Origin of the sequence: Actinomadura sp. WMMB 499, from assembly GCF_008824145.1 — a bacterium.
GTDB lineage: Bacteria > Actinomycetota > Actinomycetes > Streptosporangiales > Streptosporangiaceae > Spirillospora.
On the sequence record NZ_CP044407.1, the window covers coordinates 3,779,235 to 3,804,038 of the forward strand.

The 24,804-nt window shown below is 71.0% G+C and carries 26 protein-coding genes and 1 pseudogene; 11 read left to right on the forward strand and 16 right to left on the reverse strand.

The genetic code is table 11. The features are described 5' to 3' along the window. Window position 1: 1 nt before the first annotated feature. The 6 genes from F7P10_RS16405 to F7P10_RS16430 form a co-directional block, all read right to left on the reverse strand. Entirely contained in the window at window positions 2–1,615 is a 1,614-nt protein-coding gene (locus F7P10_RS16405; protein ID WP_151010138.1) for a class I adenylate-forming enzyme family protein, read from the reverse strand. Next, window positions 1,612–1,899, reverse strand: a complete 288-nt coding sequence (locus F7P10_RS16410; protein WP_151010139.1) for a hypothetical protein — start codon at window positions 1,897–1,899, stop codon at window positions 1,612–1,614. The genes F7P10_RS16405 and F7P10_RS16410 overlap by 4 nt, the downstream gene beginning before the upstream one ends. 6 nt (window positions 1,900–1,905) lie before the next feature. Next, window positions 1,906–3,051, reverse strand: a complete 1,146-nt coding sequence (locus F7P10_RS16415; protein ID WP_151010140.1) for a sulfotransferase — start codon at window positions 3,049–3,051, stop codon at window positions 1,906–1,908. Window positions 3,052–3,062: 11 nt separating this feature from the next. Next, window positions 3,063–3,923: an SDR family oxidoreductase gene (locus F7P10_RS16420; RefSeq protein WP_151010141.1), complete on the reverse strand. Its 861-nt coding sequence runs from the start codon at window positions 3,921–3,923 to the stop codon at window positions 3,063–3,065. Then, complete coding sequence (locus tag F7P10_RS16425; RefSeq protein ID WP_254716635.1) at window positions 3,920–5,176, reverse strand: hypothetical protein; 1,257 nt, start codon at window positions 5,174–5,176, stop codon at window positions 3,920–3,922. The genes F7P10_RS16420 and F7P10_RS16425 overlap by 4 nt, the downstream gene beginning before the upstream one ends. Before the next feature lie 153 nt (window positions 5,177–5,329). After that, window positions 5,330–5,803 (reverse strand): nuclear transport factor 2 family protein, encoded by a 474-nt coding sequence (locus F7P10_RS16430; RefSeq protein ID WP_151010142.1) that lies wholly within the window; start codon window positions 5,801–5,803, stop codon window positions 5,330–5,332. A 213-nt stretch (window positions 5,804–6,016) separates the two neighbouring features. Here F7P10_RS16430 and F7P10_RS16435 point away from each other — a divergent pair, with 213 nt between their 5' ends. The 3 genes from F7P10_RS16435 to F7P10_RS16445 all read left to right on the forward strand — a co-directional run bounded on the left by F7P10_RS16435 (window position 6,017) and on the right by F7P10_RS16445 (window position 10,062). Next, a complete protein-coding gene (locus tag F7P10_RS16435; protein WP_151010143.1) occupies window positions 6,017–6,814 on the forward strand; it encodes an SGNH/GDSL hydrolase family protein in 798 nt (265 codons plus the stop codon). 67 nt (window positions 6,815–6,881) lie between these two features. Then, window positions 6,882–8,081 (forward strand): low temperature requirement protein A, encoded by a 1,200-nt coding sequence (locus F7P10_RS16440; protein WP_218040544.1) that lies wholly within the window; start codon window positions 6,882–6,884, stop codon window positions 8,079–8,081. Between the two features lie 115 nt (window positions 8,082–8,196). Next, window positions 8,197–10,062 carry a hypothetical protein gene (locus tag F7P10_RS16445; protein ID WP_151010144.1) on the forward strand — a complete coding sequence of 622 codons (1,866 nt, stop codon included), beginning with the start codon at window positions 8,197–8,199 and terminating at the stop codon, window positions 10,060–10,062. Here F7P10_RS16445 and F7P10_RS16450 read toward each other — a convergent pair. The 3 genes from F7P10_RS16450 to F7P10_RS16460 all read right to left on the reverse strand — a co-directional run bounded on the left by F7P10_RS16450 (window position 10,043) and on the right by F7P10_RS16460 (window position 11,443). Beyond that, the gene (locus F7P10_RS16450) at window positions 10,043–10,534 is read right to left on the reverse strand and encodes a hypothetical protein (RefSeq protein ID WP_151010145.1); all 492 of its coding nucleotides are present in this window, start codon (window positions 10,532–10,534) and stop codon (window positions 10,043–10,045) included. The two genes, F7P10_RS16445 and F7P10_RS16450, sit on opposite strands and share 20 nt — an antisense overlap. Window positions 10,535–10,546: 12 nt before the next feature. Beyond that, window positions 10,547–10,975, reverse strand: coding sequence for a YbaB/EbfC family nucleoid-associated protein (locus F7P10_RS16455; RefSeq protein WP_254716636.1), 429 nt, complete (start codon window positions 10,973–10,975; stop codon window positions 10,547–10,549). 117 nt (window positions 10,976–11,092) lie between these two features. Further along, window positions 11,093–11,443 carry a WXG100 family type VII secretion target gene (locus F7P10_RS16460; protein WP_151010146.1) on the reverse strand — a complete coding sequence of 117 codons (351 nt, stop codon included), beginning with the start codon at window positions 11,441–11,443 and terminating at the stop codon, window positions 11,093–11,095. Between the two features lie 304 nt (window positions 11,444–11,747). Between F7P10_RS16460 and F7P10_RS16465 the strand changes: the two genes are divergently transcribed. From F7P10_RS16465 to F7P10_RS16480, 4 genes are all read left to right on the forward strand, one after another. Next, complete coding sequence (locus F7P10_RS16465) at window positions 11,748–12,389, forward strand: nucleic acid/nucleotide deaminase domain-containing protein (RefSeq protein WP_151010147.1); 642 nt, start codon at window positions 11,748–11,750, stop codon at window positions 12,387–12,389. Between the two features lie 41 nt (window positions 12,390–12,430). Then, entirely contained in the window at window positions 12,431–13,054 is a 624-nt protein-coding gene (locus tag F7P10_RS16470; protein ID WP_176611498.1) for an SUKH-4 family immunity protein, read from the forward strand. Window positions 13,055–13,058: 4 nt separating this feature from the next. Beyond that, the gene (locus tag F7P10_RS16475) at window positions 13,059–15,140 is read left to right on the forward strand and encodes a hypothetical protein (protein ID WP_151010149.1); all 2,082 of its coding nucleotides are present in this window, start codon (window positions 13,059–13,061) and stop codon (window positions 15,138–15,140) included. Between the two features lie 208 nt (window positions 15,141–15,348). Continuing rightward, window positions 15,349–16,005 (forward strand): SUKH-4 family immunity protein, encoded by a 657-nt coding sequence (locus F7P10_RS16480; RefSeq protein WP_176611499.1) that lies wholly within the window; start codon window positions 15,349–15,351, stop codon window positions 16,003–16,005. A 114-nt stretch (window positions 16,006–16,119) separates the two neighbouring features. On the opposite strand, the pseudogene F7P10_RS16485 reads toward F7P10_RS16480, so the two are convergent. The 3 genes and pseudogenes from F7P10_RS16485 to F7P10_RS16495 form a co-directional block, all read right to left on the reverse strand. Beyond that, window positions 16,120–16,799 (reverse strand): annotated as a pseudogene (locus tag F7P10_RS16485) (IS5 family transposase). Window positions 16,800–16,918: 119 nt separating this feature from the next. Continuing rightward, on the reverse strand, window positions 16,919–17,644 hold the full coding sequence (locus F7P10_RS16490) for a hypothetical protein (RefSeq protein WP_151010151.1): 726 nt from the start codon (window positions 17,642–17,644) through the stop codon (window positions 16,919–16,921). Between the two features lie 38 nt (window positions 17,645–17,682). Beyond that, the gene (locus tag F7P10_RS16495) at window positions 17,683–17,898 is read right to left on the reverse strand and encodes a hypothetical protein (protein ID WP_151010152.1); all 216 of its coding nucleotides are present in this window, start codon (window positions 17,896–17,898) and stop codon (window positions 17,683–17,685) included. Window positions 17,899–18,050: 152 nt separating this feature from the next. Here F7P10_RS16495 and F7P10_RS16500 point away from each other — a divergent pair, with 152 nt between their 5' ends. The 3 genes from F7P10_RS16500 to F7P10_RS16515 all read left to right on the forward strand — a co-directional run bounded on the left by F7P10_RS16500 (window position 18,051) and on the right by F7P10_RS16515 (window position 20,978). Then, window positions 18,051–19,019 (forward strand): hypothetical protein, encoded by a 969-nt coding sequence (locus F7P10_RS16500; protein WP_151010153.1) that lies wholly within the window; start codon window positions 18,051–18,053, stop codon window positions 19,017–19,019. Window positions 19,020–19,031: 12 nt separating this feature from the next. Continuing rightward, a complete protein-coding gene (locus tag F7P10_RS16505) occupies window positions 19,032–19,889 on the forward strand; it encodes a nucleic acid/nucleotide deaminase domain-containing protein (RefSeq protein WP_151010154.1) in 858 nt (285 codons plus the stop codon). Window positions 19,890–20,555: 666 nt separating this feature from the next. Next, window positions 20,556–20,978: a transposase gene (locus F7P10_RS16515; protein ID WP_151010156.1), complete on the forward strand. Its 423-nt coding sequence runs from the start codon at window positions 20,556–20,558 to the stop codon at window positions 20,976–20,978. Between the two features lie 54 nt (window positions 20,979–21,032). On the opposite strand, the gene F7P10_RS16520 is transcribed toward F7P10_RS16515, so the two are convergent. Then, a complete protein-coding gene (locus tag F7P10_RS16520) occupies window positions 21,033–21,230 on the reverse strand; it encodes a DUF397 domain-containing protein (RefSeq protein WP_151010157.1) in 198 nt (65 codons plus the stop codon). Beyond that, window positions 21,227–22,180 (reverse strand): helix-turn-helix transcriptional regulator, encoded by a 954-nt coding sequence (locus tag F7P10_RS16525; RefSeq protein ID WP_176611500.1) that lies wholly within the window; start codon window positions 22,178–22,180, stop codon window positions 21,227–21,229. The genes F7P10_RS16520 and F7P10_RS16525 overlap by 4 nt, the downstream gene beginning before the upstream one ends. Before the next feature lie 70 nt (window positions 22,181–22,250). Here F7P10_RS16525 and F7P10_RS16530 point away from each other — a divergent pair, with 70 nt between their 5' ends. Continuing rightward, entirely contained in the window at window positions 22,251–22,574 is a 324-nt protein-coding gene (locus F7P10_RS16530; RefSeq protein ID WP_176611501.1) for an ATP-binding protein, read from the forward strand. 503 nt (window positions 22,575–23,077) lie between these two features. Here F7P10_RS16530 and F7P10_RS16535 read toward each other — a convergent pair. Together F7P10_RS16535 and F7P10_RS16540 are read right to left on the reverse strand one after the other, a co-directional pair. Continuing rightward, window positions 23,078–23,821 (reverse strand): ABC transporter permease, encoded by a 744-nt coding sequence (locus F7P10_RS16535; protein ID WP_151010160.1) that lies wholly within the window; start codon window positions 23,819–23,821, stop codon window positions 23,078–23,080. Further along, window positions 23,818–24,717, reverse strand: a complete 900-nt coding sequence (locus F7P10_RS16540) for an ABC transporter ATP-binding protein (RefSeq protein WP_254716638.1) — start codon at window positions 24,715–24,717, stop codon at window positions 23,818–23,820. The genes F7P10_RS16535 and F7P10_RS16540 overlap by 4 nt, the downstream gene beginning before the upstream one ends. Window positions 24,718–24,804 lie beyond the last annotated feature (87 nt).

The following is a 24,804-nucleotide window of genomic DNA, read 5'->3' on the forward strand; positions in this document are numbered from 1 at the left end:
GCTATGCCGGGCCGCGCAGCTCGCGGCGGAGGATCTTGCCCGACACGCTCTTGGGCAGCTCGTCCTCGATCAGCACCTCGGCCGGGGCCTTGTAGACGGCCAGCCGCGCGCGGCAGTGCTCGCGCAGTTCGTCGCCGGTGGCGGCGGCGCCGGCCCGGAGGCTGACGTGGGCGCGGACGGTCTCGCCGCGGTAGGGGTCGGGGACGCCGACGACGGCGGCCTCGCGCACCGCCGGGTGCTCGTAGAGGACGTCCTCGACCTCGCGCGGCCAGATCTTGTAGCCCGCGGCGACGATCATGTCCTTCTTGCGGTCGACGAGGTAGACCCAGCCGTCCTCGTCCATGAACCCGACGTCGCCGGTGAGCAGCGTGCCGTCCGGGAAGGACGCGTCCGTCTGCTCGGGGTTCCGCCAGTAGCCCGCCGCGACCTGCGGGCCCGCGATGGCGAGTTCCCCGATCTCGCCCCGGGGCAGCGGCCCGCCCCCCTCCCCGCGGATCTCGACGTCGACGCTCGGGAACGGAACGCCGATCGCGAGGCTCCCGGACGCCTCGTCGACCGGCGCCCGCGCACCGAGCGGCACGGCCACCGCGGCCGACGTCGTCTCGGTGAGCCCGTAGGCGTTGTGGACGTAGACGCCGAACGCGTCGGCGAAGCGGCGCACGGTCGCGGCCGGGACGGGCGCGCCGCCGCTGAGCACCTTGGTCAGCGAGCCGAGGTCGTGCTCGCGGGCGGCGGGCTCGTCGAGCAGCGCGATGAACGCGGTGATGGACCCGATCGTGAACGTCGGCCGGTAGCGCTCGACGAGCGCGGCGGCCGTCGCGGGCGCGAACCGGTGGGTCAGCACGAGCGGCAGCCCGGCGCCGAGACCGAGGCCCAGGTGCATCGCGAGGCCGGTGATGTGGAACAGCGGCGCGATCGTCAGGATGGAGTCGCCGTCGTCCAGCCCGATCCAGGTGCGGCACGCGGCCACCTGGTAGGCGAGGTTGCGGTGCGTGTTGATCGCGCCCTTGGCCGGGCCGGTGGTGCCGGACGTGTAGCTGAGCAGGGCGGGCTCGTCCGGGCGGTTGATGGTCGCTTTGCGCGGCGCACCGCCCTCGTCGAGGATCACCGCGACGTCGTCGGCGTGCCCGTCGTCCGGCCACGGCCCGGTCGGGTCGGCCGCGAGCGAGCCCTCGGCGGAGTAGAGGACGTGCTCGGGGACGCTCGCGGGCGGCAGCGCGGCGACCTCCGGGGCGGCGGCGGGGTGCGCGATCAGGACGCGGGCCCCGGAGTCGGCGAGCAGGTGGGCCAGCTCGCGCGCCTTGTACATCGGGTTCACCGGGACGACCGTGGCGCGCAGCTTCCACACGGCGAGGACGGCGAGGACGCAGACGGGCGTGTTCTGCAGGGCGATCGCGACGCGGTCGCCCTCGCCGACGCCGCGGCGTTCGAGTCCGGCGGCGAGGGCGTCGCTCAGCCGGTCGGTGTCCGCGTGGTCGAAGGTGGTGCCGAAGTAGTGCAGCAGCGGGGCGTCCGGGCGCCGGCCCAGCCGGATCCGGAACAGCTGGAGGACGCTTCCCGCGTCCGGATGGATCTCGCCGGGCACTCCGGCGCCGTACAGCTTCCGCCAGTTCACGTGCTCGCTCCCCTCCGGGCTCCGGCCTCCCCCGGCGCGGGCTCCGCGCCCGCCGCCGGCTCCTCGTCGATGCCGAGGTGCCGGGCGATCGTCGCGGGGTCGCGCTCCAGTTCGTCCGGGGTGCCCTCCGCCACGATAGCCCCGCGCTGGATCAGGCAGGCGTGGTCGGCGAGCGGGAACGCGAGCGCCGCGTTCTGCTCGACCAGGAGCATCGTCATCCCGGCGGCGCGGATCTCGGCGATGGCCCCGAAGACCGTGTCGACGAGCGCGGGCGACAGCCCCATCGACGGTCAGGGCAGCAGGCCCACGAAGCGTTCGTCGACCTCCTCGGGAGTGAGGCCGAAGTCCGCGAGCGAGTAGCGGTGCGCCGGACGGGCGGCGCCGCCGGTGCTCTCGGCCTGCAGGCGCTCCATCGCGGTGCGGGCGCCGTCGCCGAACGGCAGCCCGAACCGCGCGTAGACCGACTCGACCGTCCCGATCGGGTCGCGCACGAAGTCGTCGTAGTGGACGTCGGCGAACCGCGCGGGATCGTGCCGGGCGCGTTCGGCTCGGAAGGCCTCCAGCCCCCGCGCCCACAGGGCGAGCTGGTCGCGGCCGATCGTCGCGCCCGTGAACGCGTCCGACCAGCCGTCGGTGGCGTGCGCGGCGAGGCTGCACATCGACGCCATCGCGGTACGCGGCTCCCGGTGCGTCTGCACGATCAGGGCGTCCGGGTAGACCTCCAGGAGCGCGTCGAGGGCGAACAGGTGGCTCGGGTTCTTCAGCACCCAGCGCCGTCCCGGATCGTTCATCCCGATCAGCTCCAGGTTGCGGCGGTGCCTGCGGTACGCGGGCGTCCAGTCCTGCCCGGCGAGCCAGGACGAGTAGGACGGCAGGTGCGCGAGGCACTCGAACGAGATCGACCGCATGTTCTGCCGGAGCAGCTGCCAGCACTCCTCGACGGCGTCGGCCGCGATGTAGTGCACGCCCATGAACTCGGGGTTGTCGATGTGGTGCCGCCGGTACTGCGCGTCGATCGCCCGGTAGATCGGGTCGTCGGCCCACGCCTCGCGCGGCGGGCGGGGCTGCGGCACCTCCGACAGCCACACCTCGAGGCCCTGGTGGGCGGGGTCGGCGGTGAGCAGCCGGTGCAGCGCGGTGGTGCCGGTGCGCGGCAGCCCGGTGACGAAGATCGGACGGTCGAGGGGCGCGTCCGCGTGCCCCGGGTGCCGCCGCCACGCCGCCTCCGACCACAGCCGGGCCGCGAGGGCGCCGCGCAGCAGCGCGCGCTGCGCCTTGTTGCCCGCCGGGGTGAGCGCGGCGTCGCGCGCGTAGGAGTCGAGCAGGGCTTCGAGGCCGTCGGAGTAGTCGTCGGCGCCGAAGTCGTCCAGGCCGGTGATCTTGCGGGCGGAGGCGTGCAGGTCCTCGACGGTGCCGAGGGTGTCGCGTCCGGACATCGCGGTTCCTCTCAGTGGTGCCATTCGCCGCAGTTGACGTCGAGGCACTGCCCGGTGACGGCGCGGGCGAGCGGGGACAGCAGGAACATCACGGGGTCGGCGATCTCGTCGGGCTCGGGCAGCCTGCCCAGGTCGGTGGTCGCGGCGGCCTCCTCGTAGACGACCCGCGTCCGGACGTCCCGCTCCCTGGCGAGCCGCTTGAAGTGCCACTTCAGGTTGGGCGCCCAGATGTAGCCGGGGGCGACGGTGTTGACGCGGACGCCCTGCGGCCCGAGTTCGGTGGCGAGGCTCTGCGCCATCGACAGCAGCGCCGACTTCGCCATCTTGTAGGCGCCGTAGGTGCGGCGGGAGTGCCGCAGCACCGCCGAGTTGATCATCACGACGGAGCCGTCCCGCTCGGCGAGAGCGGGGGTCAGTAGCCGGGTGAGCCGCAGCGCCGCCAGCACGTTCGTCTCGAAGCCCGCGCGGACGGCGTCCAGGTCGACGGTCGCGAGGTCCTCCAGCGGCGGCGTCGCGAACGCGTTGTTGACCAGGCCGTCCACCCGCCCGAACGCCTCCACGGCGGTGCCGGCGAGCCGCGTGCAGGCCGCCTCGTCGCGGATGTCGGTCGGGACGGCGACGGCGCGGCGCCCGAGCTTCTCGACCTCGGCGGCGACCTCGGTGAGCCGGTCCTCGTTCCGCGCGGCGAGCACCAGGTCGGCGCCCGCCGCCGCGCAGCGCACGGCGAGGGCGCGGCCCAGGCCGGGGCCGACGCCCGACACCACGACGACCCGCCCCGCGAGCGGCGCCGCGAACAGCGGCGCCGCCCCCGCGGTGTCCGGCGGCGCGCCGGCCGTCCCGTCCGGCGCGTCCGGCCCGTCCGGGGCCGTCATCCGAGCATCCGGCGGGCGACGGCGACCTGCCGGGCCGCGATCCGGTCGCGCCACTCGTCCGGCGTGACGCGCTGGTGGTCGTGGAACGGCAGCCGGTCGGGCAGCGCGTCGAACGGCATCACCTCGACGGTCGGGCCGTCGTCCGGGGTGAGGTCGCGGGCGAGCCGCTGCCAGCGGAACTGGAGGAATCCGCGCCGGTGGCCGGTGCACTCGATCCAGTTCGCCAGGCCGGGGTCGCGCTCGCCGACCACGTACCGGATCCTGCCGTCCGCGTCGGTACGGGCCTGGTCGGCGGTGAGGCTCGTCTGGTGGTTGATGTAGTCGAGCGACACGTACCACATGCTGCCGAGCTGGAACCCCTGGTAGGGCGCCACCTCCCGGTCGGCGGCCGGGACGGTGATCACCATGACCTCGTCGTCGGCGAGGTCGTAGTGCCCGACGGAGGAGAACTGCGTCGTGAGGCCGCCGGGGGTGCTGCGCGGCTCGGTCAGCGTGTTGACCGGAAGCCGCAGGTAGTGCCACTCGGGGAACGCCAGGAACGTGCGGATCCGCGACACCAGCATCCGGCCCGCGACGTCGAACCGCTTGGCCATCGCGGCGACCGGCACCGGGGGCGGGGACGTGCCGAGCGTGTCGGTGCGGTGGATCCGGATCTCGCCCGGCCGCTCGTTCGACCAGTCGCTGAACACCTCGCGGACGATCAGCATCGCCGAGCCCGGCGCGAGCGCGACGTAGCCGGGGCCCGCGTCCGGACGGGGCGGGCCGAACGTCACCCGGAACCCGCCGTCCGGGCCGATGTCCAGCTCCCGGTCGTCGAAGGCGTTCAGGCTGTCGGGCGACGCGGTCGGCGAGTAGTCGCCGTTCATCACCTGGAAGCTCAGGTCGGCGGTGGTGCCGCGCCGCCCGGTGACGACGTACTCGGCGTCGTCGCGGATGTAGGCGTGGAAGTACAGCGTGTCGGGGTTGTCGAGGCCGAGCTTGGTGTAGGGCCCGGTCGACGCGGCGAAGAACGGGTAGTCCTGCTGGTAGGCGGCCACCATGTGCAGGCACGCCTTGATGCTGCCGGCGAGGTAGTCGAGCCCTTCGGCCAGGTCCTGCTCGGTGCGGACGTGGGGCGCGGTGCGGATCAGGCGTTCGGCCTCGGCGACCGCCGCCGCGAACCCGCGCGTGGCGGCGCCGTCCGGGTCGCCTGGGTCGGCGCCGGCTCGGCCGGACGGGGCGGACGGGACGGACTGGGTCGGTTCGGTGGTCACCGGGCTCCTCGGGGCTCCTCGGGTCGGCGGCACGGTCCGCGCCGGCGCACGGCGGATCATCGGCCGTGGCCCGGATGTTAGAACGTGTTCTACCGGTGGTCAACGGGTCCGGGCGACGCGCCGCCGGCGGCGGCCGGACGGAGGCGGCGGGCGTCAGGCGGCGCCCGGAGCCGGGGTGGTGAACTTCAGGCTCGGCACGTCGTCGAGCGACACCGTGTACTCGTAGGTGCGCACGTGCCCGGTCCGCTCGACGAGCCACCGGCCGTCCTCCCCGCGCACGTAGGCGTCGGTGTAGTGCGCGGCGCCCCGGATCAGCAGCCGGGCCTCGGGGATGATGATGGAGTCGTCCAGCGACCACACGCCCGTCGCCCGGTCCCCGTCCACGTCGATCTCGGACTGCCCGGCGGTGTGCGTGGTGATGCTCCCGGGCCCGAGGTTCTTTCGCATGTACGCGACGATGGCGTCCCGCCCCTCCAGCCGCAGCGTGCGCCCGAGCACCGGGGTGTCGTACTCGGCGACGGCGTCCGGGGTGAAGACCGCGGCGAACTCGTCCCACAGCTTGAGGTCGACGCAGCGCAGGTACCGGTGCTTCAGCCGGCGGATCTCTTCCAGTGCGACCAAATCCATGTGCCCCAGCCTGCTCGCCGCACGCCCAGAAGGCAAGAACAGGTTCTACCAACGGACGCGGCAGCCGGGCGGACGGGACCGGTAGCACCGGGCTCCCGGAACCGCAATCGAGCACCGATCAGAATCCGCGCGTCCCCTTGCGCCGGAGCGAGCGTCCGCCGCGGCGGCCCGCATGGTTCTACTGGGGGGCCACCCCCACCCCCAGGAGGCCCCATGCGTTTCCGCCGTGCATCGTCCGCGACGCTGGGCGCGATGTTCGTCGCGGCGTCCGCCGCACTCGCCGCCCCGCCCGCGCACGCCGCCCCCGCGCAGACCGCCGAGTACGTCGCGCTCGGCGATTCCTACTCCTCCGGCTCGGGCGCCGGCGACTACTCCGACGCGGCCTGCACGCGCAGCAGGAACGCCTTCCCCGCCAAATGGGCCGAGGCCAACTCCCCGGGCGCCTTCACGTTCGCCGCCTGCGGCGGCGCGACGATCCCCACGGTCGAGGCCGACCAGCTCTCGGCGCTGGGGCCGGACACGTCCCTCGTCAGCATCACCGTCGGCGGCAACGACTCGGGTTTCGCCACCACCATGCTCGCCTGCCGGTACTTCAGCGACCGGTTCTGCCAGTACGTCATCGACGATGGCGGCGAGTTCATCGAGAACGAGCTGCCGGGCGAGCTCGACGACCTGTACGCGGCCATCGCGGAGCGCGCCCCGCAGGCCGAGGTCGTCGTCCTCGGCTACCCCTACCTCTACGCGACCGGCGGGAGCTGCGACGCCGGCGGCATCAGCGCGGCCGAGCGCCAGATGCTCAAGGAGGGCTCGGACGGCCTGAACGAGGCCATCGCGGGCCGCGCCGCGGCCGCCGGCTTCGCGTTCGCCGACGCCCGCCCGGCCTTCGCGGGCCACGAGATCTGCACCGCCGACCCGTGGATCAGCGAGAGCAACCTCCACCCGACCGCCGAAGGGCACGCCGGCGGCTACCTCCCCGCGATGACCGCCGCCATCGACCAACCCGGAGCGTAGCCGTTCGTTCACCCTTCGCGATCACCGACGTAGAGTTCTGCGTGGCGGTCCGCGAGGGGGGAGCTCGATGGTGGACGGGGACGGCGGCGTCCTGCGCCGGTCCATGCGGGGGCGCGACCCCGGCGAGGAGCACCGGAGCGCCACGCCGCTGGAGCTGCTGTTCGACCTGACGTTCGTCGTCGCGGTCGCGCAGGCCGCCGCCGGGCTCCACCACGAGCTGGCCGAGGGGCACCTCGGGTCGGGGCTCCTCGGGTACGTCGCGGTGTTCTTCGCGATCTGGTGGGCGTGGATGAACTTCACCTGGTTCGCGTCCGCCTACGACACCGACGACGCCCTGTACCGGGTGCTGACGCTGGTGCAGATGGGCGGGGTGCTCGTCCTGGCCGCCGGCGTCGAGGAGGCGCTGACCGACTACGACTTCGCCCTCGTGACGGTCGGCTACGTCGTCATGCGGGCGGCGATGATCGGGCAGTGGCTGCGCGCCGCCGCCGAGCACCCGGCCGGCCGGTCCGCCACGCTGCGCTACGCGGCCGGGATCGCGCTCGTCCAGGCCGGCTGGGTCGGACGGCTGTGGCTGCCGGACGACCTCGCCATGATCGGCTTCGCGGTGCTGGTCGCGGCGGAGCTGGCGGTGCCGCTGTGGGCGGAGGCCCGCGGCCGGATGACCGGCTGGCACCCCCGGCACATCGCCGAACGGTACGGGCTGTTCACGATCATCGTGCTGGGCGAGGTCATCCTCGCGACGCTCACGGGCATGCGGGCGGTGGCGTCCGAGCACGGCTTCTCCGCCCCGGTCGTGCTGATCGCGGTCGGCGGGCTGCTGCTGGTGTTCGCGCTGTGGTGGCTCTACTTCGGCGGCCCGCTCCGGGAGTTGCCGTCGCTGCGCGTCGCGCTGATGTGGGGCTACGGGCACTACGTGGTGTTCGGTTCGGTCGCCGCGATCGGCGCGGGCCTGGAGGCGGCGCTGGACGTCACCGAGCATCACGCGCACGTGTCCGTGCGGGCGGTCGCGCTGGCCGTCGCGCTCCCGGTGGCACTGTTCCTGCTCGCCCTCGTGCCGCTGCAGCGCCTCGCCGGGGCCGGCGCGACCGTCCACAACGTGCTCTTCGCCGCCGCGGCGGCCGCCGTCGTCGCGCTGGGGTTCGCCGCCCCGGCGACCGGGCTCGGCGGCGCCGTGCTCGGCATGGGCCTGGCCGTCGCCGCCGTCGTGGCCCTGTGCGTGACCGCCGACCACCGCGCGGCCCGCTCAGTCCCGGATCCCGCGTAGCGCGCGGCGCCGTGGCGGGCGCCGATTGGATAGGTTCGTGTCCTCCGCCTGAAGGCCGGGGTATCCACGAAGGAGTCCTGATGAATTCCGGACCCGCCGCGCCCAGGGCCAGGGTGTGAGCGCTGTTCCCTGGAGCGACCTCCTCCACGCCTACGGCCCCGCCACAACACTCCCCCGCACGCTGCAACGGGCCGCGTCAAACGACCCCACCGTGGCGGCGCGCGCGCTGGACGACTTGTACGCCACCGTCTACCACCAGGGCACCGTGTACTCCGCGACGGCGCCTGCGGCCGGGGTGCTCTGCGATCTCGCGTCCGCCCCGGACGTCCACCACCGGCCCCGCATCCTCGAACTGCTCTCCGACATCGCGTGCGCGCTCCGCGACCTCGAGGCGCAGGACGAGGACGAGCACGCCCCGGACGTCCACGCGGACCTGACACGGTGGGCGCACGACGCGCGTGCGGCCGTCGCCGCCGGGCTCCCCGGCCTCATCCGCCTGCTCGACGACGCGGACCCGTCCGTCCGCGCCGCCGTCCCGTTCGTCCTCGCGGACTTCCCCGAAGAGAACCCGGCGCCGCTGCTGCGGGTGAAGTGCGCCGCCGAGGAGGACGCGGGCGCGGCCGCGAGCATGGTGCTGGCCGCCGGCGACCTCGGCTCCGACCTCGGCTGGCTGCGCGACCGGACGCGCGACGCGCGCCGCGAGGTACGGGCCGCCGCCACCGTCGCCCTGCTGTGGCGCGGCACGGACCCGGACGACGCCGCCCTGCGAGCTCTCACCGACGAGATCCAGGCCGCGCACTCCGCGCTCGACGGTCAACTCTGGGTGCTGGACGGCGGCCGGACCACATTCCTGACCGCCGCACTCGACGACCGTCCCGGCCCGCAGATCCGGCTGGCCCGCGACGCGCTGGCCGTCCCCGACCCGGCGGCCGTGCACCGCGCCGGCGAGGTCATGCGCACCTGGCGGGCCGCACCCGCCGAACTGCTCCCGCCCCTCGCCGAGCTGCTCACCGGCTCCGGCGAGATCGCCCGGGACGCCGTCTGGGAGATCAAGCACGGCGGCCCCGCCATCGCCCTGGTCGCCGACGCGCTCGCACCGCTCCTCGACCACCCCGACGACCTGATCGCCGGGAGCGCGCTCGAAGCCCTCGCCCGCGCCGGCGACGCCCGCGCCGTCCCGGCCCTGGCCGCCGAACTGGCCGCACCGCGACGGGCATTCGACCCCGCGCCCGCCCTCGCCGGGGCGCACGCCCACGGTGACGCGCTGCTCCCCGCCCTCCGGGCGTTCCTCGCCGAGCCGGTCAAGGGCACCGGCTTCGCGGGAAACCTCCTGGCCGGCGTCCTCGACGGACTCGCCGGCTGGGACGAGCGCGCCCGCCCGCTGCTTCCGGAGATCGTCTCGGTGCTCGAACGCCGCAAGGCCGTCCCGTCCGCCGCACGGGCCCTCGCCTCCCTCGGCCCGGCCGCCGCCGGCGCCGTCCCCGCCCTGCGCGGGTTCCTCGGCCGCAGGCACGGCCGTCCCGCGAGCGAGGGCGCCGCGTGGGCGATCTGGCGGATCACCGGAGACGGCGACGAACCGCTCCGCTTCCTCCGGAGCGCCCTCCGCAGCGGCCTGGACGACGACGCCGCCGAGAACCTGTACGCGCTCGGGCCCGCCGCAGCACCGGCCGTCCCGCTCCTCGAACCGCTGCTGGAGGACCCCACGGGCGCGTCCGGCGCCGCCGCCGTCGTCCACCGCGCCACCGGCGACACCGACCGGCTGCTCCCCCACCTGGTGGACGCGGTGGCCGCGACCCCGGCCGGGATGCTCGCCGTCCGCGGCCTCGGCGCCATCGGTCCCGCCGCGGCCGTGGCCGTCCCGGCCGTCCGGGAGATCGCCGAGAGCCCCCGCGTCCTCGCCGCCGGCATCGCCGCCGACCACGCGTACCGGACGGTCGCCGCGCGGGCGCTCGCCCGGATCGTCAGCCGAGGAGCGCGCTGATCGCCTGATCGATCAGCATCTCGATCGCGAACCGCACGATCTCCTTGAAGATCGGGATCTGCGCCAGCGAGGCCCCGAACGTCACGACGGCCGTCGCGATCGCCTGCGCGATCGCGATCGCCAGCATGATCAGCTGGATGATGACGTTGATCTTCAACGCGAGCACGATGCCCGCGCACAGGAAGAACGCCGCACCGACGAGCGTCGCGCCCGTCGCGGCGTCCTCCAGGACCGACTTCGGCGAGTCCTCGCCGCCCCACGCCTCGCGGAACGCCTCGATGTCGTCGCCCTTGTTCGCCGACAGCGCCTGCTGCGCCGCACCGTCCGCCTCGGACACGACGCCCCGGACCTTTCCGGAGAACTCCATCCACGTCGAGCCGAGGTCGAACAGCTTCGTCTCGTCCGCCTCGGGCCACGTGTAGCCCAGCATGCCCAGCAGCGAGATCAGCTCGCCCGGAAGCTGCAGTCCCATGTCACCTCACGGTCACTTGCCGCCGCCGCGAACCTTGGAAATGGCGTCGTTGAAAGCCTGGCTGATCATCGTCATCTGGCGCAGGCTCTCGTTCTGGATCTCCTCGACCTGCTTGCCGAGCCGCTCGGTGTCCACCACCGGGCCACCGGCGTCCCCCGCGTTCTGCCGCAGGTCGTCGAGCGCGGCGTTCGCGGCCGTCACCAGGTGCTCGCCCAGTTCCTCCGCCGACAGCCGCATCGCGCGCGGGTTGATCTCGACCTTCTCGAGCCGGCCGCCCGACACCGCGGTGACCTTGACCCTGCCCTCGCCCGCCTCACCGACGCCCCGGACGGTCTCCGCGTCGCCCGCGGCGGGAGGCGGGGTCTTGCCCTGCCGCATCGATTCGAGCGTCTTGCGGGCGTCGGTCAGCATGCGGTCGAGATCGTTGCTCGCAGAGTCCACGAAACCGCACCTTCCTTGATCAACCCGTCGTCCAGGATCCTAGCCACCGCGGGCCCCAGGACGCGACATATACCCAACAACCGGTCATGCACCGAGTCACGAAAGGCGTGCGAACGGTCAGACCTGCTGCACTCCGGTCCCGTTCAGCGCCGCCGAGATCGACGTGACCTCCCCGACCATCTGCTGTTCGGCCTTCTCGTGGTTGTCGGCCAACGCGGTCAGCTTCTCGCCGTACCCCGACAGTTCCTCGGCGGACCCGGTGAACGACTCGTCCGCCTGCGCCTCAATGGCCGTGTAGGACTCCCCGATCAGCATGCCGATGTCGTCGGCGCCCCACGGCTGCCCCATCCCCTGCACCGTCGACTTCAGGCCCGACCACTCCTGCGTGAGCTTGTCGCCCGCCGCCGACAGCGCCTTCGCCGCACTGCGCAGCGTCTCCGGACGCACCTCGTACCCGTTGACGGTCATCCCAGCCTCGATCTCGCATTCCGCCCCAGACGGTATCTACAGAACAATACGCGCCACCGGACATCCGGCACAGCGCCGCAAGCCGGTTCCCACACCCGGTGAAGCCGCCTCCGACCACGGCGCCCCCAGGGGAACGACTTCATGTATGCGACCACCTGGACAAACGCCAAACCTTGCACCTCAAAGCCCCACAGGATGACTTATCGCCCTTACACTGCCGATCACCGATGTGCCGTGAGAGGTGATCCGCCGTGCCCCCTTCACCGGTCCCGGGCGCCGTCCGGACAGGCCCTGGCGGCGACCGATGACTCCGCGAGGAGGACGCGGCAGGGCCCGGTCCCGAGCGAGGAACCAGGCGGCCCAAGGCATCTTCGGCAAGAGCGCGGGCGAACTCTTCCGGGTCTCGGGCGCCAAAGGAAATGTCATCGGGCTCGATCCGACGAAGATCGGCAAGAAGACGCGTGACGGCTGGGCCAAGAAACGCCCGTCCCGGGTCCCCCCGGAGGGCGACCGCGTCAAGTCCCGCAAGATCGACCCGGACAGCCCGAACCTGAGCCGCAGGGACCGCGAGATGGCCGATGCCATCAAAGCGACACGGAAACATAACGGACACGATCGGGGCAGCAACAACTACGCCGCCATCAGATACATCGATTCCGACGGCAATCGCCGCATCCTGGTCACGCACAGCGATGGAGTACACTCGGAACGCATGGGCGCGAACTATCTACTGGACCAGGGAATACCCAAGAGAAACATCCTCGACCTGGCCACCGAGAGGTCGCCCTGCGACAAACGTTCCGCGTACTGCGATCAATGGATGAAATTGCACATCCCCAAAACACCCTCAACGCACTACACCGACTACGACATCAACGGGACCAGCCGCTCCGCCGCCAACAGATGGGTTGACGGGTGGGCCCGCCGAGCGGTGCACGGCTCCTGAGCAGGCGAATCACCATGGCCCCAATAATTCACCACGAACAGTTGATCGAGACGTTCGGCACGGAGCAGGTCCGGCGCTTCCCCGAAGCCACGCTTCCTGCGGGCTTGACCCATCAGCCGACACGCACCTTCCTCGCCGAAACCGGCCTGCCGACGGAACTGCGATCGGGCTTTCTGAGCACCGAGGACCCCGCGGACGAAAGCTGGATGCAGCCCCTGCCGGAGCTCTACCAGGAAATGAGCACGGGACGCCGCGGAAAATGGAAATGGCCCCTCCCCGAAGGCGCCGAGCACTGCTATGTCCTCGGTAGATTCGAAGGCGGCAGCATCATCCTCGACGGCTCGACGGGCGAACTCCGATTCATACCGGACTGGAACGAACCGCCCTCCCCCCTGCACAGCGATGTGAACGCACTCGCCTACTTCATGTACCTCATCGAGGTCAATCGCGACGTCTACGCGCACGAGCGGGTGGAGTCGGAGATAGGCGACGACCCGGACGCCCAGGCCGCTGCCTATCTCGCGGTGGCCAGAGTCCTGGCCGAAAGGCTCTACGAAGCCGACCCGACTCCCTTCCCCGAAGGCGTCCGGGAGCCATGGGCGAACGACTTCGCCGGACCGTGGACCGTCGCGTTCTTCGACATCGCCGAGGGCATGTGGTCGTGACCGAGTGACTGACCAGGCACCGCCGCCACCAGGTGTCGGAGGCGCCAGGCATCCGGCGCTGACCGCCGTCCGCCGCTGGGCGCAGGACACCTTGCGGCCCGCCCTCTGCATGGTGACCGGCTCCCCCGCGACCGGCAAGAGCCAGCTGATCGCCGAACTGATGGCGGACGACACGCCGGCCGCACGGTTCAACGCGTTCGTCCCGCTACGGGGAATGACCCCGGCATCGGCGACATGGGCGCTCGCCGGGCAGCTCCGCCTCCCCGGGGAGACGCCGGACTCGCTGCTCGGGGCTCTCTCGATCGACGCCCGCCGCGCGACGATCGTCGTCCCGGCGCTCGACGAGAGCGGCGTCCTCTGCGACGGCGCGGACGCGGAAGCGATCGTCAGAACGCTGCTGCGACCGCTCTCAGAGATCCAGCACGTCCGTCTCCTCGTGGAAGGGCGCCCGGAAGCGCTCGCGGCCTTCCCCCCGCACGCCGACGTGGTGAACCTCGACGACCCCCAGTACACCGACCAGGCCGCGTTCACGGCATGGCTGCAACGCACCGCCGCCGCCATGAGGCTCGACCCCCGCGTGGTCGCCGCCGCGGCGCGGCACTACCCGAACATGGGCCTCGCGGAGCTGGCCCTGCGCGCGGGCCCCGGCGACGACCTCGTGGGCCGCTGGCTCCGCCTCGTCCCGCCGCAGGCCTGGCCGGCCCTGGACGCGCTCGCCTCCGCGTACGAGGAGATCGACGCCGACACATGGTTCACCTGGACCCGTGCGCTCACCGGCGACCCGGAACGCGCGCGGGCGGCCGTCATCGCGGTGATGCCCCTCGTCCGGCGCGCGGGCGACGGGCACCTGCTCGACTGCCGGCCCGTCCGGGAGGCGATCCGGCGTGCGCGGACGCCGCAGGTCACCGCCCAGATCGACCGGGTGCTGGGGGCGGGCATGTACGCGGCCGTGCCACAGTCCTCCGGCCGCCCCGACTGGGCGCGGGCGTCCGGCTACGTGCAACGCCACCTCGCCCGGCACGCCGTCGAATCCGGGGTCGCGGAAGGACTCCTGACCGACACGGGCTTCCTCGTGCACGCCGACCCGATCTCGGTGGCCGGCGCGCTCGAAACGGTCCGCCTGCCCGGACGCCCGTCCGACGCCTGGCGGACGGTCGGTGCCGGCATGGTCTCGGCGACCTCCGCGGCCGAACGCGCCGCCGTCCTCCACCTGGGCGCCCTCCTTGAGTCCGCCGAGTCCCTCGCCGACGACCTCCAGCGCTTCTCCCGGCACGCCGGCCGGGTACCCGCATGGGCGAACGGCAGCGCGATCGGCCACGGCTGGCCCGGCGAGGTCGCGGGGCTCGCCCTGGGCACGGAGCCGGAGGTGCTGCACTGCGCGGCCGTCGACGGCCCCGTCCACACGTTCTCGACAACGGACGGCAGGACGCTCGGCCGCACACCCGCCAAGGCCGGAACCGCGCACGGCCTCGTCCCGTTCGCCGACGGCGGTCTCCTGCGTCTCGACGCGTCCGGCGCCCTCCACCGGTTCGGGCCGGGCGCCGACGAGCGCGCGAGCCTGCTGACCCGCCTCGACGCCACCCGGACCGCTCCGTGGACCGCCCTCGGCGCCGATCCCGCCGCCTCGACGATCGTGCTCGGAGACCGTGCGGGCGGCCTCCGGGCCGTCCGCCCCGACACCGACGACCCGCCGGACGAGATCGACACCGCGTCAGGCCCCGTCCAGGCCGTGACGTGCATCGACACCCCCTCCGGACGCGTCGCCCCGTTCGGCGGAGCCGACGGCGCCGTCCGCGTGTGGAACGTCGGCGGCGGCCTCCTCGACCGTCCGCTCGTCCAGCGACCGTCCGCCATCTCGGCCGTCGCGGCGGTCCTCCTCCCGGACGGCCCCGCCTTCGCCGCCGGCTGGGTGGACGGCTGGGTCTGGTTCTGGCGCACCTCCCGGCGGGAAGCGCGCCTGTCCCCACTGGGATTCCCCATACGCGCGCTGGCCATCGGTCGGGACGAGACCCTCTACGCGGGCGGAAGCGTCGGGGTCGTCGCGCTCCGCCCCGGACACCCCGCCACGGGCGCTAACTCCGGCTGACGGCCAAGGGACTGCGCGCGGACGATCTCACGCGGAAGAAGGTCACGGACTCCGACAAAACCCCCTCGGCGGTAAATAAAAAAAGTTCATCCGGAAGGTCGACTATCGACAGGCCGTAACGCCAGCAGCAATTATGCCGCGACCAAACAGGCCCGACAACGGACGAACGACATACTCAGCGGCAACCTACCCTGGTGATGGTCGATCGATGAGCAATCCACCCGCGCGCCTCACCGCCGAGGCGGTCGACGAAGTCTTCCCCCGTGGGGTCGTCCGGCCTCCCGCCGGGGCGATCCCTCCGGGCATCAAGCACCGTCCCACCCGGGAGTTCATCAACGGCGTCGGTCTGCCCGGCGAGATACGCGGCCGGGCGGCCGTCATCCACGAACCCGCCGACGGCGGGTGGCAGCCCCTCCCCGACCTCTGGGAGGAGATCCGGGAACACGACTGGACCTGGACCATGCCGGAACACCCCGAAGACTGGTTCTACATCGGCAACATCTTCGGGCTCGGCCTTCTCGTGATCGACGGCGAGTCCGGCCAGGTCCGGTTCATCCCGGAAAGCGAAGCCGGTCTATTCCTCCTGCACAAGAGCGTCGAATCACTCGCGTACTACATGTACGCCATCGAACGAGACGGCCAGAAGTACAGCGAGGCCTACGCGGCCTCGATCGACAAGGATCCGAACGATCCCCGCGACAAGGAAGGCGTCTTTATGGAAGGCGGCCGCGCGCTCTCGGCCGAACTGTACGCGTTCGACCCCACCCCGTTCGTCAATGACGCCGACGAACCCTGGGAGGACAATGGCGAAGGCCCCTGGGCGTGGATGATCCGCGAGATCTCCGAAGGCGCCTGGGCGGAATGAACCCTTCCCGACGGCTCTCGCCGCTTGAAACACTGAGCGGCACCTTCTCGGGAACCGGGATCGCGCGACCCTCCGTCGGGAGCGATTCTGAGTGCGTGTTTGAAAAGGATCTTGTTATAGGTACTCGAGGGGGCGCGGGCCTTGACGGACGGCGGGATGTCCACCTCGGGCGAGGCGGCGGGTCATGAGGCTGATGGCGGCCCACCGGATCATGGCCTCGCTGGTGGCGGTGTGGCGTTCGTAGTCGCGGGCCAGCCGCCGGTGGGCCGTCAGCCACGCCAGCGTCCGCGGACGACCAGCAGCGTGCCCTTGGCGCCGTCGCGGTCCTGGACGCTCGCCGCGCACACCGTGACCGTGATCAGCAGGCCCAGGGTGTCGGTGACGATGAACCTCTTGCGCCCGGCGACCTTCTTGCCGGCGTCGTATCCGCGGGTGTCGCGGCCGACGGTGTCGGCGGCTTTGACGCTCTGGGAGTCGATGATGCCGGCGCTGGGGTCGGCGTCGCGGCCTTCGCCTGCGCGGACCTGCTGGCGCAGTACGTCGAGCATCCGCAGGGTGACCCGCTGCTTCTCCCACCGTGCGAAGTACCAGTACACCGTCTGCCAGGGCGGGAAGTCGGCGGGCAGTTGCCGCCAGGCGCAGCCGGTGCGCACGACGTACAGGATCGCGTCCACGATGTCGCGACGGTGGTGCTTCTCCGGGCGGCCTCCACCGTCGGCCGGTGGCAGCAGCGGCTCTACCAGTGTCCACTCGTGATCGGTCAGGTCCGAGGGGTAACCAGACGTCCGAGCCATCGCGCCACCCTGCACGAACCGGCACACGACATCACGTAGACACACCGACCTAGATCAACTTCTCAAACATGCACTGAGGGATGCCGGTCCGTCTGAAGGAACACCCGAACATCTCGACGTTACCGAACCGGCCGGCAGCTGAGGCCGCTCTCCCATCTCGGAAGGAAAGCGTGACGAACCAGGCGCCTCTCAACGTGGGCGCGGGCCGGCTCCCGGCTATGGCGACCGTCCGCCGGTGGGCTCAGGACCACCTGCGCCCCGCCCTGTGCATGGTGACGGGCTCCCCCTCCTCCGGGAAGAGCCACCTGATCGCCGAACTGATGGCGGACGACGCGTTCGCCGCGCGCTTCCACGCGTTCGTCCCGCTCCGCGGAATGACCCTCGCATCGGCCACCTGGGCGCTCGCCGAACAGCTCAGCCTTCCCGGCGAGACGCCCGAAGGGCTGCTCGCCGTCCTCGCCGCGGACGCCCGGCGCACCACGATTGTCGCCCCGTCCCTCGACGAGAGCGGAATCCTCTGCGACGGCGCGGAAGCGAAGAAGATCGTTGAATCGCTCCTGCAGCCGCTGACCGAACTGCACCACGTCCGCCTCCTCGTCGAGGCTCGTCCCGAACACCTCGCCGCGTTCTCCACCCACGCCGACGTGATCAGCCTGGACGACCCGCAGTACACCGACCATGCCGCGTTCACCGAATGGCTCCGGCGCACCGCCACCGCCATGCGGGCCGACCCCCGCCTGGCCGCGGCCGCCGCGCAGTACTACCCGAAAGCCGGCCTCGCCGAGCTGGCCCTCCGCGCAGGCCCCGGCGGCGACGTCGTGGGCCGCTGGCTCAGCCTCGTCCATCCGCAGGCATGGCCGGCCGTGGAGGCGCTGGCGTCGGCCTACGAGGACCTCGACGCCGACACCTGGTACCAGTGGACGACCGCGGTCACCGGCGACCCGCAGCGCGCCCGCGCCGCCGTCACCGCGGTCGTGCCCCTCGTCCACCGCGTCGGCGACGGGTACCTCCTCGGCTGCCGGCCCACCGCCGAGGCGGTCCGCCGCGCCCGCACGCCCCAGATCATCGCCCACATCGACCGGGCGCTGGGCGCGAGCATGTATGCGTCCGTCCCGCAGACATCCGGCAGGCCCGACTGGTCCCGCGCGTCCCGCTACATCCTGCGGCACCTCGCCCGCCACGCCGTCGAGTCCGGCGTCGCCCGGCAACTCCTGGCAGACGCGGGATCTCGTCCACACCGAGCCGACCGGCGTGACCGGCGCGCTCGAAGCGGTCCCCGGCCCCGCCACCGACGCCTGGCTGCCGGTCGGCACCGGCCTGGTCTCCGCGAACTCGGCCGCCGAACGCGCGGCCGTCCTCCGGCTCGGCGCCCTCTCCCTTCCGGACGGCACCCTCGCTTCCCACCTCGCCTACTACGCCCAGGGCGCCACGTGGGTGCCGGCGTGGGGAAACGTCCGTCCGGACGGCGATACCACCTGGCCGGGCGCCGTCTCCAGCCTCGCCCTCGACACCGAAGCCGGCGTCCTGCACGGCACGAGCATCGACGGCCCCGTCCACACGCTCTCCACCGGGGACGGCACCGTCCTCGGCCGGACACCCGCGAAGGCCAGGACCGCGCGGGGCCTCGCTCCCCTCCCCGACGGCACGCTCCTCCGCCTCGACTCGTCCGGCGCCCTCACCCTGCTCGGCCCGGACGCGGACGGCCACGACGGCCTGCTCGCCCGCCTGACCGGGAACGCGCCCCTCAGCGCCCTCGGCGCCGACCCCGCCGCCTCGACGATCGTCCTCGGCGACCGCTCCGGCGCCCTGCACGCCGTCCATCCGGACGGCGACGCGCCCACCGACCGGTGCGACACCCCGTTCGGCCCGATCCAGGCCGTCACCTGCCTCACCACCCCCGAAGCCCGCCTCGCCGTGTTCGCCGGCTCGGACGGCGCCGTCCGCCTGTGGAACATCGGCGCCGGCCTCCTCGCCCAGCCCGCCGCCCGGCGTTCCACGGCCGTCTCGGCCGTGACCTCCGCGCTCCTCCCGGACGGCCCCGCCTTCGCCACCGCGTGGGTCGACGGCTGGACCTGGTTCCGGCGCTCGTCCCAGGAGGAGATGCTGCTCTCCCCCATCGGGCGTCCCGTCCGCGCCCTCGCCCTGGACCCCGACGGAAGGCTCTACGCCGGCGGCGCCTTCGGCGTCGTCGCGCTCCGCCCCGAACGTCCCGCGAACTGAGAGACTGGCGCCATGACGGAAGACCTGGGACCCCGCTTGCAAAAGCAGTTCGGCCCGAAGGGCCTCCGGACCCTCACCTCGCAGGCCCTCGCCGGCACGGCACTCCCGCCCGCCTCCGTCGCGGCCCTCGCCGCGGGCGTCCCCGTCCAGGTCGGCCCCTACTTCTCCGCGACCGACCGGGAGTCGCTCACCCTCGGCGACCACGCGTCCGCCATCGACGCACGCCGCCTTTCGCCCACGCTCTCCTCCTGGTGCCGCCTCGGCACCGACCGGGGCGCCGAGATCTGCGTCGGCCCCTCCGGCGCCGTCCAGGCGATCTTCATCGTCACGGACGCCGCCCCCCTGCACGTGAACGACACCGTCGAAGCCTTCCTCGACTCCCTCATCGCTCTCGACCGCGCGCTCCCCGTCCTGCGCTCCCCCGGCCGCAAGGACCCCCTCGACGTCTTCCGCGAACTCCGCGCTCGCCTCCTGCAGATCGACGCCGCCCCCCTGCAGGACGACGAGTCCTGGTGGTCGCGCGTCCTCGAACTCATCCGGCACGCCGTCAGCTTCCCCGCGTCCGTCGCCTTCGAGGTCGAATCGCCCGGGGGCCGCAGGCACATCGAGACCGAGCAGACCCGAGTCGGCGTCGAACACCCCGAGCACCTCCTCTGGGACCGTCTCGAAGCCCAGGGCGTCCGTCCGGGCCAGATCACCCGCATCTACACCGAACTCGAACCGTGCTTCATGCCCGGCAATTACTGCGCGATGTGGCTCACCCAGTTCCCGAACGCCGAGTTCACCTACAGCCACGACTACGGCCAGACCGCCGCTGAACGCGAAGCCGGCCTCCTCGAACTAATGCAGAACGCCGCGTCTAATCGTTGACAGCCACCCATTCAGCCAACAAAGCAAATCAGATGACCACACGCAGGTCATCCCAAAGAAAGAATAGGGCATCGACATGGCCAAAGTCAGAGAATTTTTTAAAACGAATAATTCATCAAAAATCCATCCCACCGAAGTCGAGTGTGGATATCAAAAGATAGCAACGCCCACAGGACCCCTGTTGCAATTGAGCACTTACGGTTCAGATTCTCGCCAGTCTCCCAAGAAAGTAAGTCAAACACTGCAACTCGACCGACGGGTCGCTGCCGATCTTCTACAAATAATTAAGGAAACATTTCCCGACCTACCATAATCTAATGATTCATCACTAAAGCACGCAACCGGCATGGTCCACGTCACCGAAAAATCTGCCAGAAAGAAGGTCGACCGGCTATTCTCCAGTAAACCCCGCTCGAATCGATCGCACCAAAGGGCCCTACTATTTATCGCTTTCCTCCTGCTCGACATCTGGGTTGACCAGGAGAGCATCGATCGGTATTGGGCGATCACTCACGATCGAGTCGATAACTTGCCGTGTTCCTGGTGGAGGACAAGCAGGCGCACTACGTGTTCACGGTGAAGGGGAACCGACCGGGCCTGCACGAGCGGTGCGGCGGCTGCCGTGGGAGCGGGTCACCTCCTGTTTCTACGACCGGACCAGGGGGCATGGCCGCGCGGACACCCGGTGATCAAGGTGCTCACCGTGGACGACCTGGACTTCCCGCATGCCCGGCGGGCTACCCGGATTGTCTGGCACTCCACCAACGCCCGCACGGTCGGCGGACCCGCGAGACGGTGTACGTGATTACCAGCCTGACCAGCGCACAGGCGTCCCCGCAGCGGCTGGCGCTGCTCGGGCGCGGCCGCTGGGGCATCGAGAACAAGATCCATCACGTGCGGGATGTGACCTTCGGTGAGGGCGCCTCCCGGACCCGCACCGGTCACGGCCCCCAGAACATGGCCACTCTGCGGAATCAGGCCATCGGCGCTCTGCGCTCCACCGGACACGCCAACATCGCCGCAGCCCGCCGCGCGATGTCCCACGACACCTTCAACGCACCGCTGAACCTGCTGAACATCCCAGCCTGACCAGCAACAACGCCTACACCAACGATTTTGAAATGGCCGTACTCCTATGCGAACTCACTGTGGGACGTCCAAATCCCCGAGCCTGGCCTCTCGAAGCAATCCGGCGAAGGCCCCGCGACTCACAGCAAGGCAATCGCCATTCGAATCCTTGGAGTCTCTGATGCCGATTCCGATGGAAAGGTCGGCCACTTCGACGCACGCTTCGTCGTTGATCGCCCCGCTGTACGAACTCTTGCGCCAGTGCGTGGTCACTTCGTCGCCTCCAACTCACCGATGCGTGCCCGCGTGGCGTCCTCGGACAGCGCCTTGAACCCGATTCGTTCGTAATCTACGGCAATTTCGGCTATCTCCGTCGGCCCCTCGATCAAGCGGCCGCCTCGGCGAGCACCGACGTAGCCGATCTGCCGGTCGCGGACGGTGATGAGCCGGAACGGACCGTCCAGGCCCAGATGTGCGCCCGCCGACTTGGGGATGATCCGAACGGAGATGTGCGGCAGCACTCCGACTTCGAGCAGGTAGCCAAGCTGCGAGCGCATGACCTGTTGACCGCCGATCAGTGAGGTGATCGAGTCCTCGTCCATCAAGATCCAGACGTATGGGGGCGAGGGGCGGGTGAGGATCGCCTCCTGCCGTGCCATCCGTGCCTGGATCGCCCGCTCAACGTCCTTGGCATCGCTCTCCGTTAGCAACGCCCGCATGTACCCCTCGGTCTGAAGCGGGGGAGGGATGATCTGGCCTTGATAGATCCTGATCACGCTCGCCGCGGCCTCGTGCTGGCTGTACGAGCGCAGCCAGTCGGGATCGTGGGCCGTCTCGGCGTAGAAGAGCAGTGTCTGGAAGTGGCCACCGGTATTCCAGAGCTCGTCGAGGATCTTGGCCTGCTTCATGTCGATGCGCGCCCGACCGGCTTCGATGTTCGCAACGTGCGAGCGCACACAGCCGATGATCTTTCCTAGCCGCTCCCCCGTCAGGCCATGCCTCTGTCGATAAAGCCGCAGGTCATGAGCCAACCACGCGTAAAGCGACGACCGCGGATCGAGATCTTCTGCCGCAGACATCCAGTCCCTCTTTTGTTTGAGGCTTCCCCGAATACAAGATTGACCATAACCGGTCGACTGATCCTTGACTTGCAAACACGAAAACAAGTCGAAAGGATCATCGAGAATCGTGATCGAGACACCGGATTGCCTGCTTATGTCCATGCTCGCCTCCAACGCGGCGCCAGGTCTGGCGCGGACGCTGACCCTGGCTCGTCTACACAAATGGAACTGCATGCACATTTCGGACGACGCGCTTCTGGTCGCGTCCGAACTCACCACGAACGCCTGCGCGGCCACGCCTTGTGGCGGGGAGATCCGTCTCCAGGTCAGCCGAGACTGCGCCGGCGTGCTCGTGGCCGTCTGGGACGACGCTCCGGGTACGCCACGAGCACGGCCGGTCGTGGAACTCACGCCCGAGACCCTCGACCTGGCCGAGGAACGGTGGGACGACAACGGCGGTCGGGGTCTGCCGATCGTCGCCGCGCTGGCCGCCGAGTGCGGGTACTGCGCCGACTCGAGCAGGGGCAAGTGGGCGTGGGCCCGTCTCAGGATCTGAGCCTGTCCGGTCAAGGGTCGCCGCCTGGCCGGTAACGGACTTTGGGGCGCGGTCGGGCATCTCCGGCACGACGCTGGGGGCGGGAGGCCCGACCACTCCAGGTCGGCCGTGTTCGAGGTGGGTGGTGTTCGTGTCAGAGCCCGAGGCCGGAGGCGTCGACGTCCAAGGCGAGAGCGAGGGGTCTTGGTTGGGGCGGGGGGTTGCTCTCTTTACCCCTGTGTTCGCGGTGTTCGCCGGATGGCTGGCCGGGGTGGTGGCTCAACTGGTGCCCGGGGCCCATCTGGATGAAGCCCAGATCACCACGTTCATGGTGGCGGCCACTACGGCGGCGATCGGTGCGGGTTGGAAGTGGCTCCAAGGGTGGCAACAGCATGAACGCGCTGTGGCGGAAGGTCGGGCCGCTCCTGTGAAGCGAAGGAACCCGGCGAAGTAGGTCACGTTCCCGGTTGTATGTACTTCCCTGCTCGCCGGGTGTCGCTCTCATTGCGTGCGCTTGCGGTCCTTCACGTCCAGCGGAAAGTCTTTGTTGCTGTGGCGGTGCAGGCCAGGGTTGTGATGGTGAGGGCTGCGAGGGAGGCGAGCTCCGGGGGTTCGCCTGTCCAGGTGTCGGTGAGGGCTTCGAGGGCTGCGCCGTAGGGGAGGTGGGCGCCTATGGTGGCGAGCCAGTCGGGGAGGTTTTCGCGGGGGCCGAAGCCGCCGCCGGTGGCCATGGTGGCGAAGAAGAGGAGGAGGCCGATCGCCACTGCGGAGTTGGGGGTCGGGGCCAAGGCCGCTACCAGGAAGCCCACGGCGAACATCGCGGCGGTCGCCAGGGCGAAGGTTGCCGCTGCCGCGAGTGGGGCCCTGGGGAAAGCGGCGTCGAACGCGAACCTCGCCAGGAGGAGGGCGAGGGCCAGGCCCGCGAGGGTGTGGGCCAGGGATACAACCGCTTGGGCCGCCAGGACGGCCAGGGGGTTCGCGGGGGTCACCGACAGGCGCCGGAGGATGCCGGTCTTTCGGTAGGTCGCGACGAAGGACGGCATGTTCACGATGCCGATCAGCGCGACGATCATCACGAGGGTCAGCGGGACGACGTAGGCGTCGAAGGCCGTGAGGCCGTCGAAGTCGGCGGACGGTTCGGACGAGCCGAGGCCGTTCATCACCATGATGAGGGTCGGGAGGGCGAGGGGGACGATCAGTCCGGCGGTGTCGCGGGCCACGAGCTTGGCCTCGGTCCAGGTGAGCAGGGCGTAGGCGCGGGGGGTCATTCGAACCTCCGGCCGGTGAGGGTGAGGAAGGCGTCCTCGAGGGTCGCTGTTTCGAGGCGCGTTTCGGTCGCGGTGATGTTGTTGTCGAGGAGTGTCGCGGTGACCGTGTGGAGGAGGTTGCCGCTGCCGGTGATGACGGTTCGTGTGTCGGTGGTGGATACCTGCTCGATCTGTTGGTGGTTCTCGAAGATCACCGGGTTCAGGGGCTCCGTGGTCTTCACGTGGACGCGCTGTGGTGCGTCCACGCGGCCTATGAGGCCCTCGGGGGTGTCGAGGGCGACGAGGCGGGCGCGGTCGATGACGGCGATCCGGTCGCAGAGGCGTTCGGCCTCGTCCATGAAGTGGCTGACGAGGAGGATGGTCACGCCGGTGTCGCGGATCTGGGTGATGAGCTCCCAGGTGTCGCGGCGGGCGGCGGGGTCGAGGCCCGTGGTGAGTTCGTCCAGGATCGCTATGCGGGGCCTGCCGATGAGGGCGAGGGCGATGGAGAGGCGCTGGGCCTCGCCGCCCGAGAGCGTGCCGTACGGGGCGTCGCGGAGGTGCTGGAGGTTGAGGTCGGCCAGGAGTTTGGACGGGTCTGCGCCGTCCGGGTAGAACGAGTGGTAGAGGGCTATCGCTTCGCCGACTCTGAGGGCGTCCGGGAGGACGGTGTCCTGGAGCTGGACGCCGACGGCCCGGCGGAGGCGGGCGCGGTCGCGGACGGGGTCGAGGTCCAGGACGCGGACGCGTCCGGAGTCGGGGCGGCGCAGTCCCGCGACGCACTCGACGGTGGTCGTCTTGCCGGCTCCGTTCGGGCCCAGGATGCCGAAGATCTCGCCGGGTTCGACGGTGAAGCTGATGCCGTCGACGGCGACCACCTCGCCGTACTTCTTGGTCAGGGATTCGACTTCGATCACGGTACGGACGCTAGGCCGCGCGATCGGTCCTGTCGGGTGCCCGTGGTCACGTGACTTCCGGCACGGGTGGCCCGCACGGACTGCCCG

Bases quoted from the DNA above. Each gene is read 5' to 3' on its own strand.
- F7P10_RS16490 (WP_151010151.1), bottom strand. From the start codon at position 17,644: ATGGACGAGGCTGAGCCAGCGGCCCACGACGTCGCCGCCGGGGCCTGC.
- F7P10_RS16460 (WP_151010146.1), bottom strand. From the start codon at position 11,443: ATGACCGTCAACGGGTACGAGGTGCGTCCGGAGACGCTGCGCAGTGCG.
- F7P10_RS16515 (WP_151010156.1), top strand. From the start codon at position 20,556: ATGGCCGCGCGGACACCCGGTGATCAAGGTGCTCACCGTGGACGACCT.
- F7P10_RS16505 (WP_151010154.1), top strand. From the start codon at position 19,032: ATGACGGAAGACCTGGGACCCCGCTTGCAAAAGCAGTTCGGCCCGAAG.
- F7P10_RS16465 (WP_151010147.1), top strand. From the start codon at position 11,748: ATGACTCCGCGAGGAGGACGCGGCAGGGCCCGGTCCCGAGCGAGGAAC.
- F7P10_RS16450 (WP_151010145.1), bottom strand. From the start codon at position 10,534: ATGGGACTGCAGCTTCCGGGCGAGCTGATCTCGCTGCTGGGCATGCTG.
- F7P10_RS16495 (WP_151010152.1), bottom strand. From the start codon at position 17,898: ATGCTCGCGCCCAGCGCCCGGTCGATGTGGGCGATGATCTGGGGCGTG.
- F7P10_RS16530 (WP_176611501.1), top strand. From the start codon at position 22,251: ATGCACATTTCGGACGACGCGCTTCTGGTCGCGTCCGAACTCACCACG.
- F7P10_RS16535 (WP_151010160.1), bottom strand. From the start codon at position 23,821: ATGACCCCCCGCGCCTACGCCCTGCTCACCTGGACCGAGGCCAAGCTC.
- F7P10_RS16440 (WP_218040544.1), top strand. From the start codon at position 6,882: ATGGTGGACGGGGACGGCGGCGTCCTGCGCCGGTCCATGCGGGGGCGC.
- F7P10_RS16410 (WP_151010139.1), bottom strand. From the start codon at position 1,899: ATGGGGCTGTCGCCCGCGCTCGTCGACACGGTCTTCGGGGCCATCGCC.
- F7P10_RS16420 (WP_151010141.1), bottom strand. From the start codon at position 3,923: ATGACGGCCCCGGACGGGCCGGACGCGCCGGACGGGACGGCCGGCGCG.
- F7P10_RS16525 (WP_176611500.1), bottom strand. From the start codon at position 22,180: ATGGACATAAGCAGGCAATCCGGTGTCTCGATCACGATTCTCGATGAT.
- F7P10_RS16415 (WP_151010140.1), bottom strand. From the start codon at position 3,051: ATGTCCGGACGCGACACCCTCGGCACCGTCGAGGACCTGCACGCCTCC.
- F7P10_RS16480 (WP_176611499.1), top strand. From the start codon at position 15,349: ATGAGCAATCCACCCGCGCGCCTCACCGCCGAGGCGGTCGACGAAGTC.
- F7P10_RS16430 (WP_151010142.1), bottom strand. From the start codon at position 5,803: ATGGATTTGGTCGCACTGGAAGAGATCCGCCGGCTGAAGCACCGGTAC.
- F7P10_RS16435 (WP_151010143.1), top strand. From the start codon at position 6,017: ATGCGTTTCCGCCGTGCATCGTCCGCGACGCTGGGCGCGATGTTCGTC.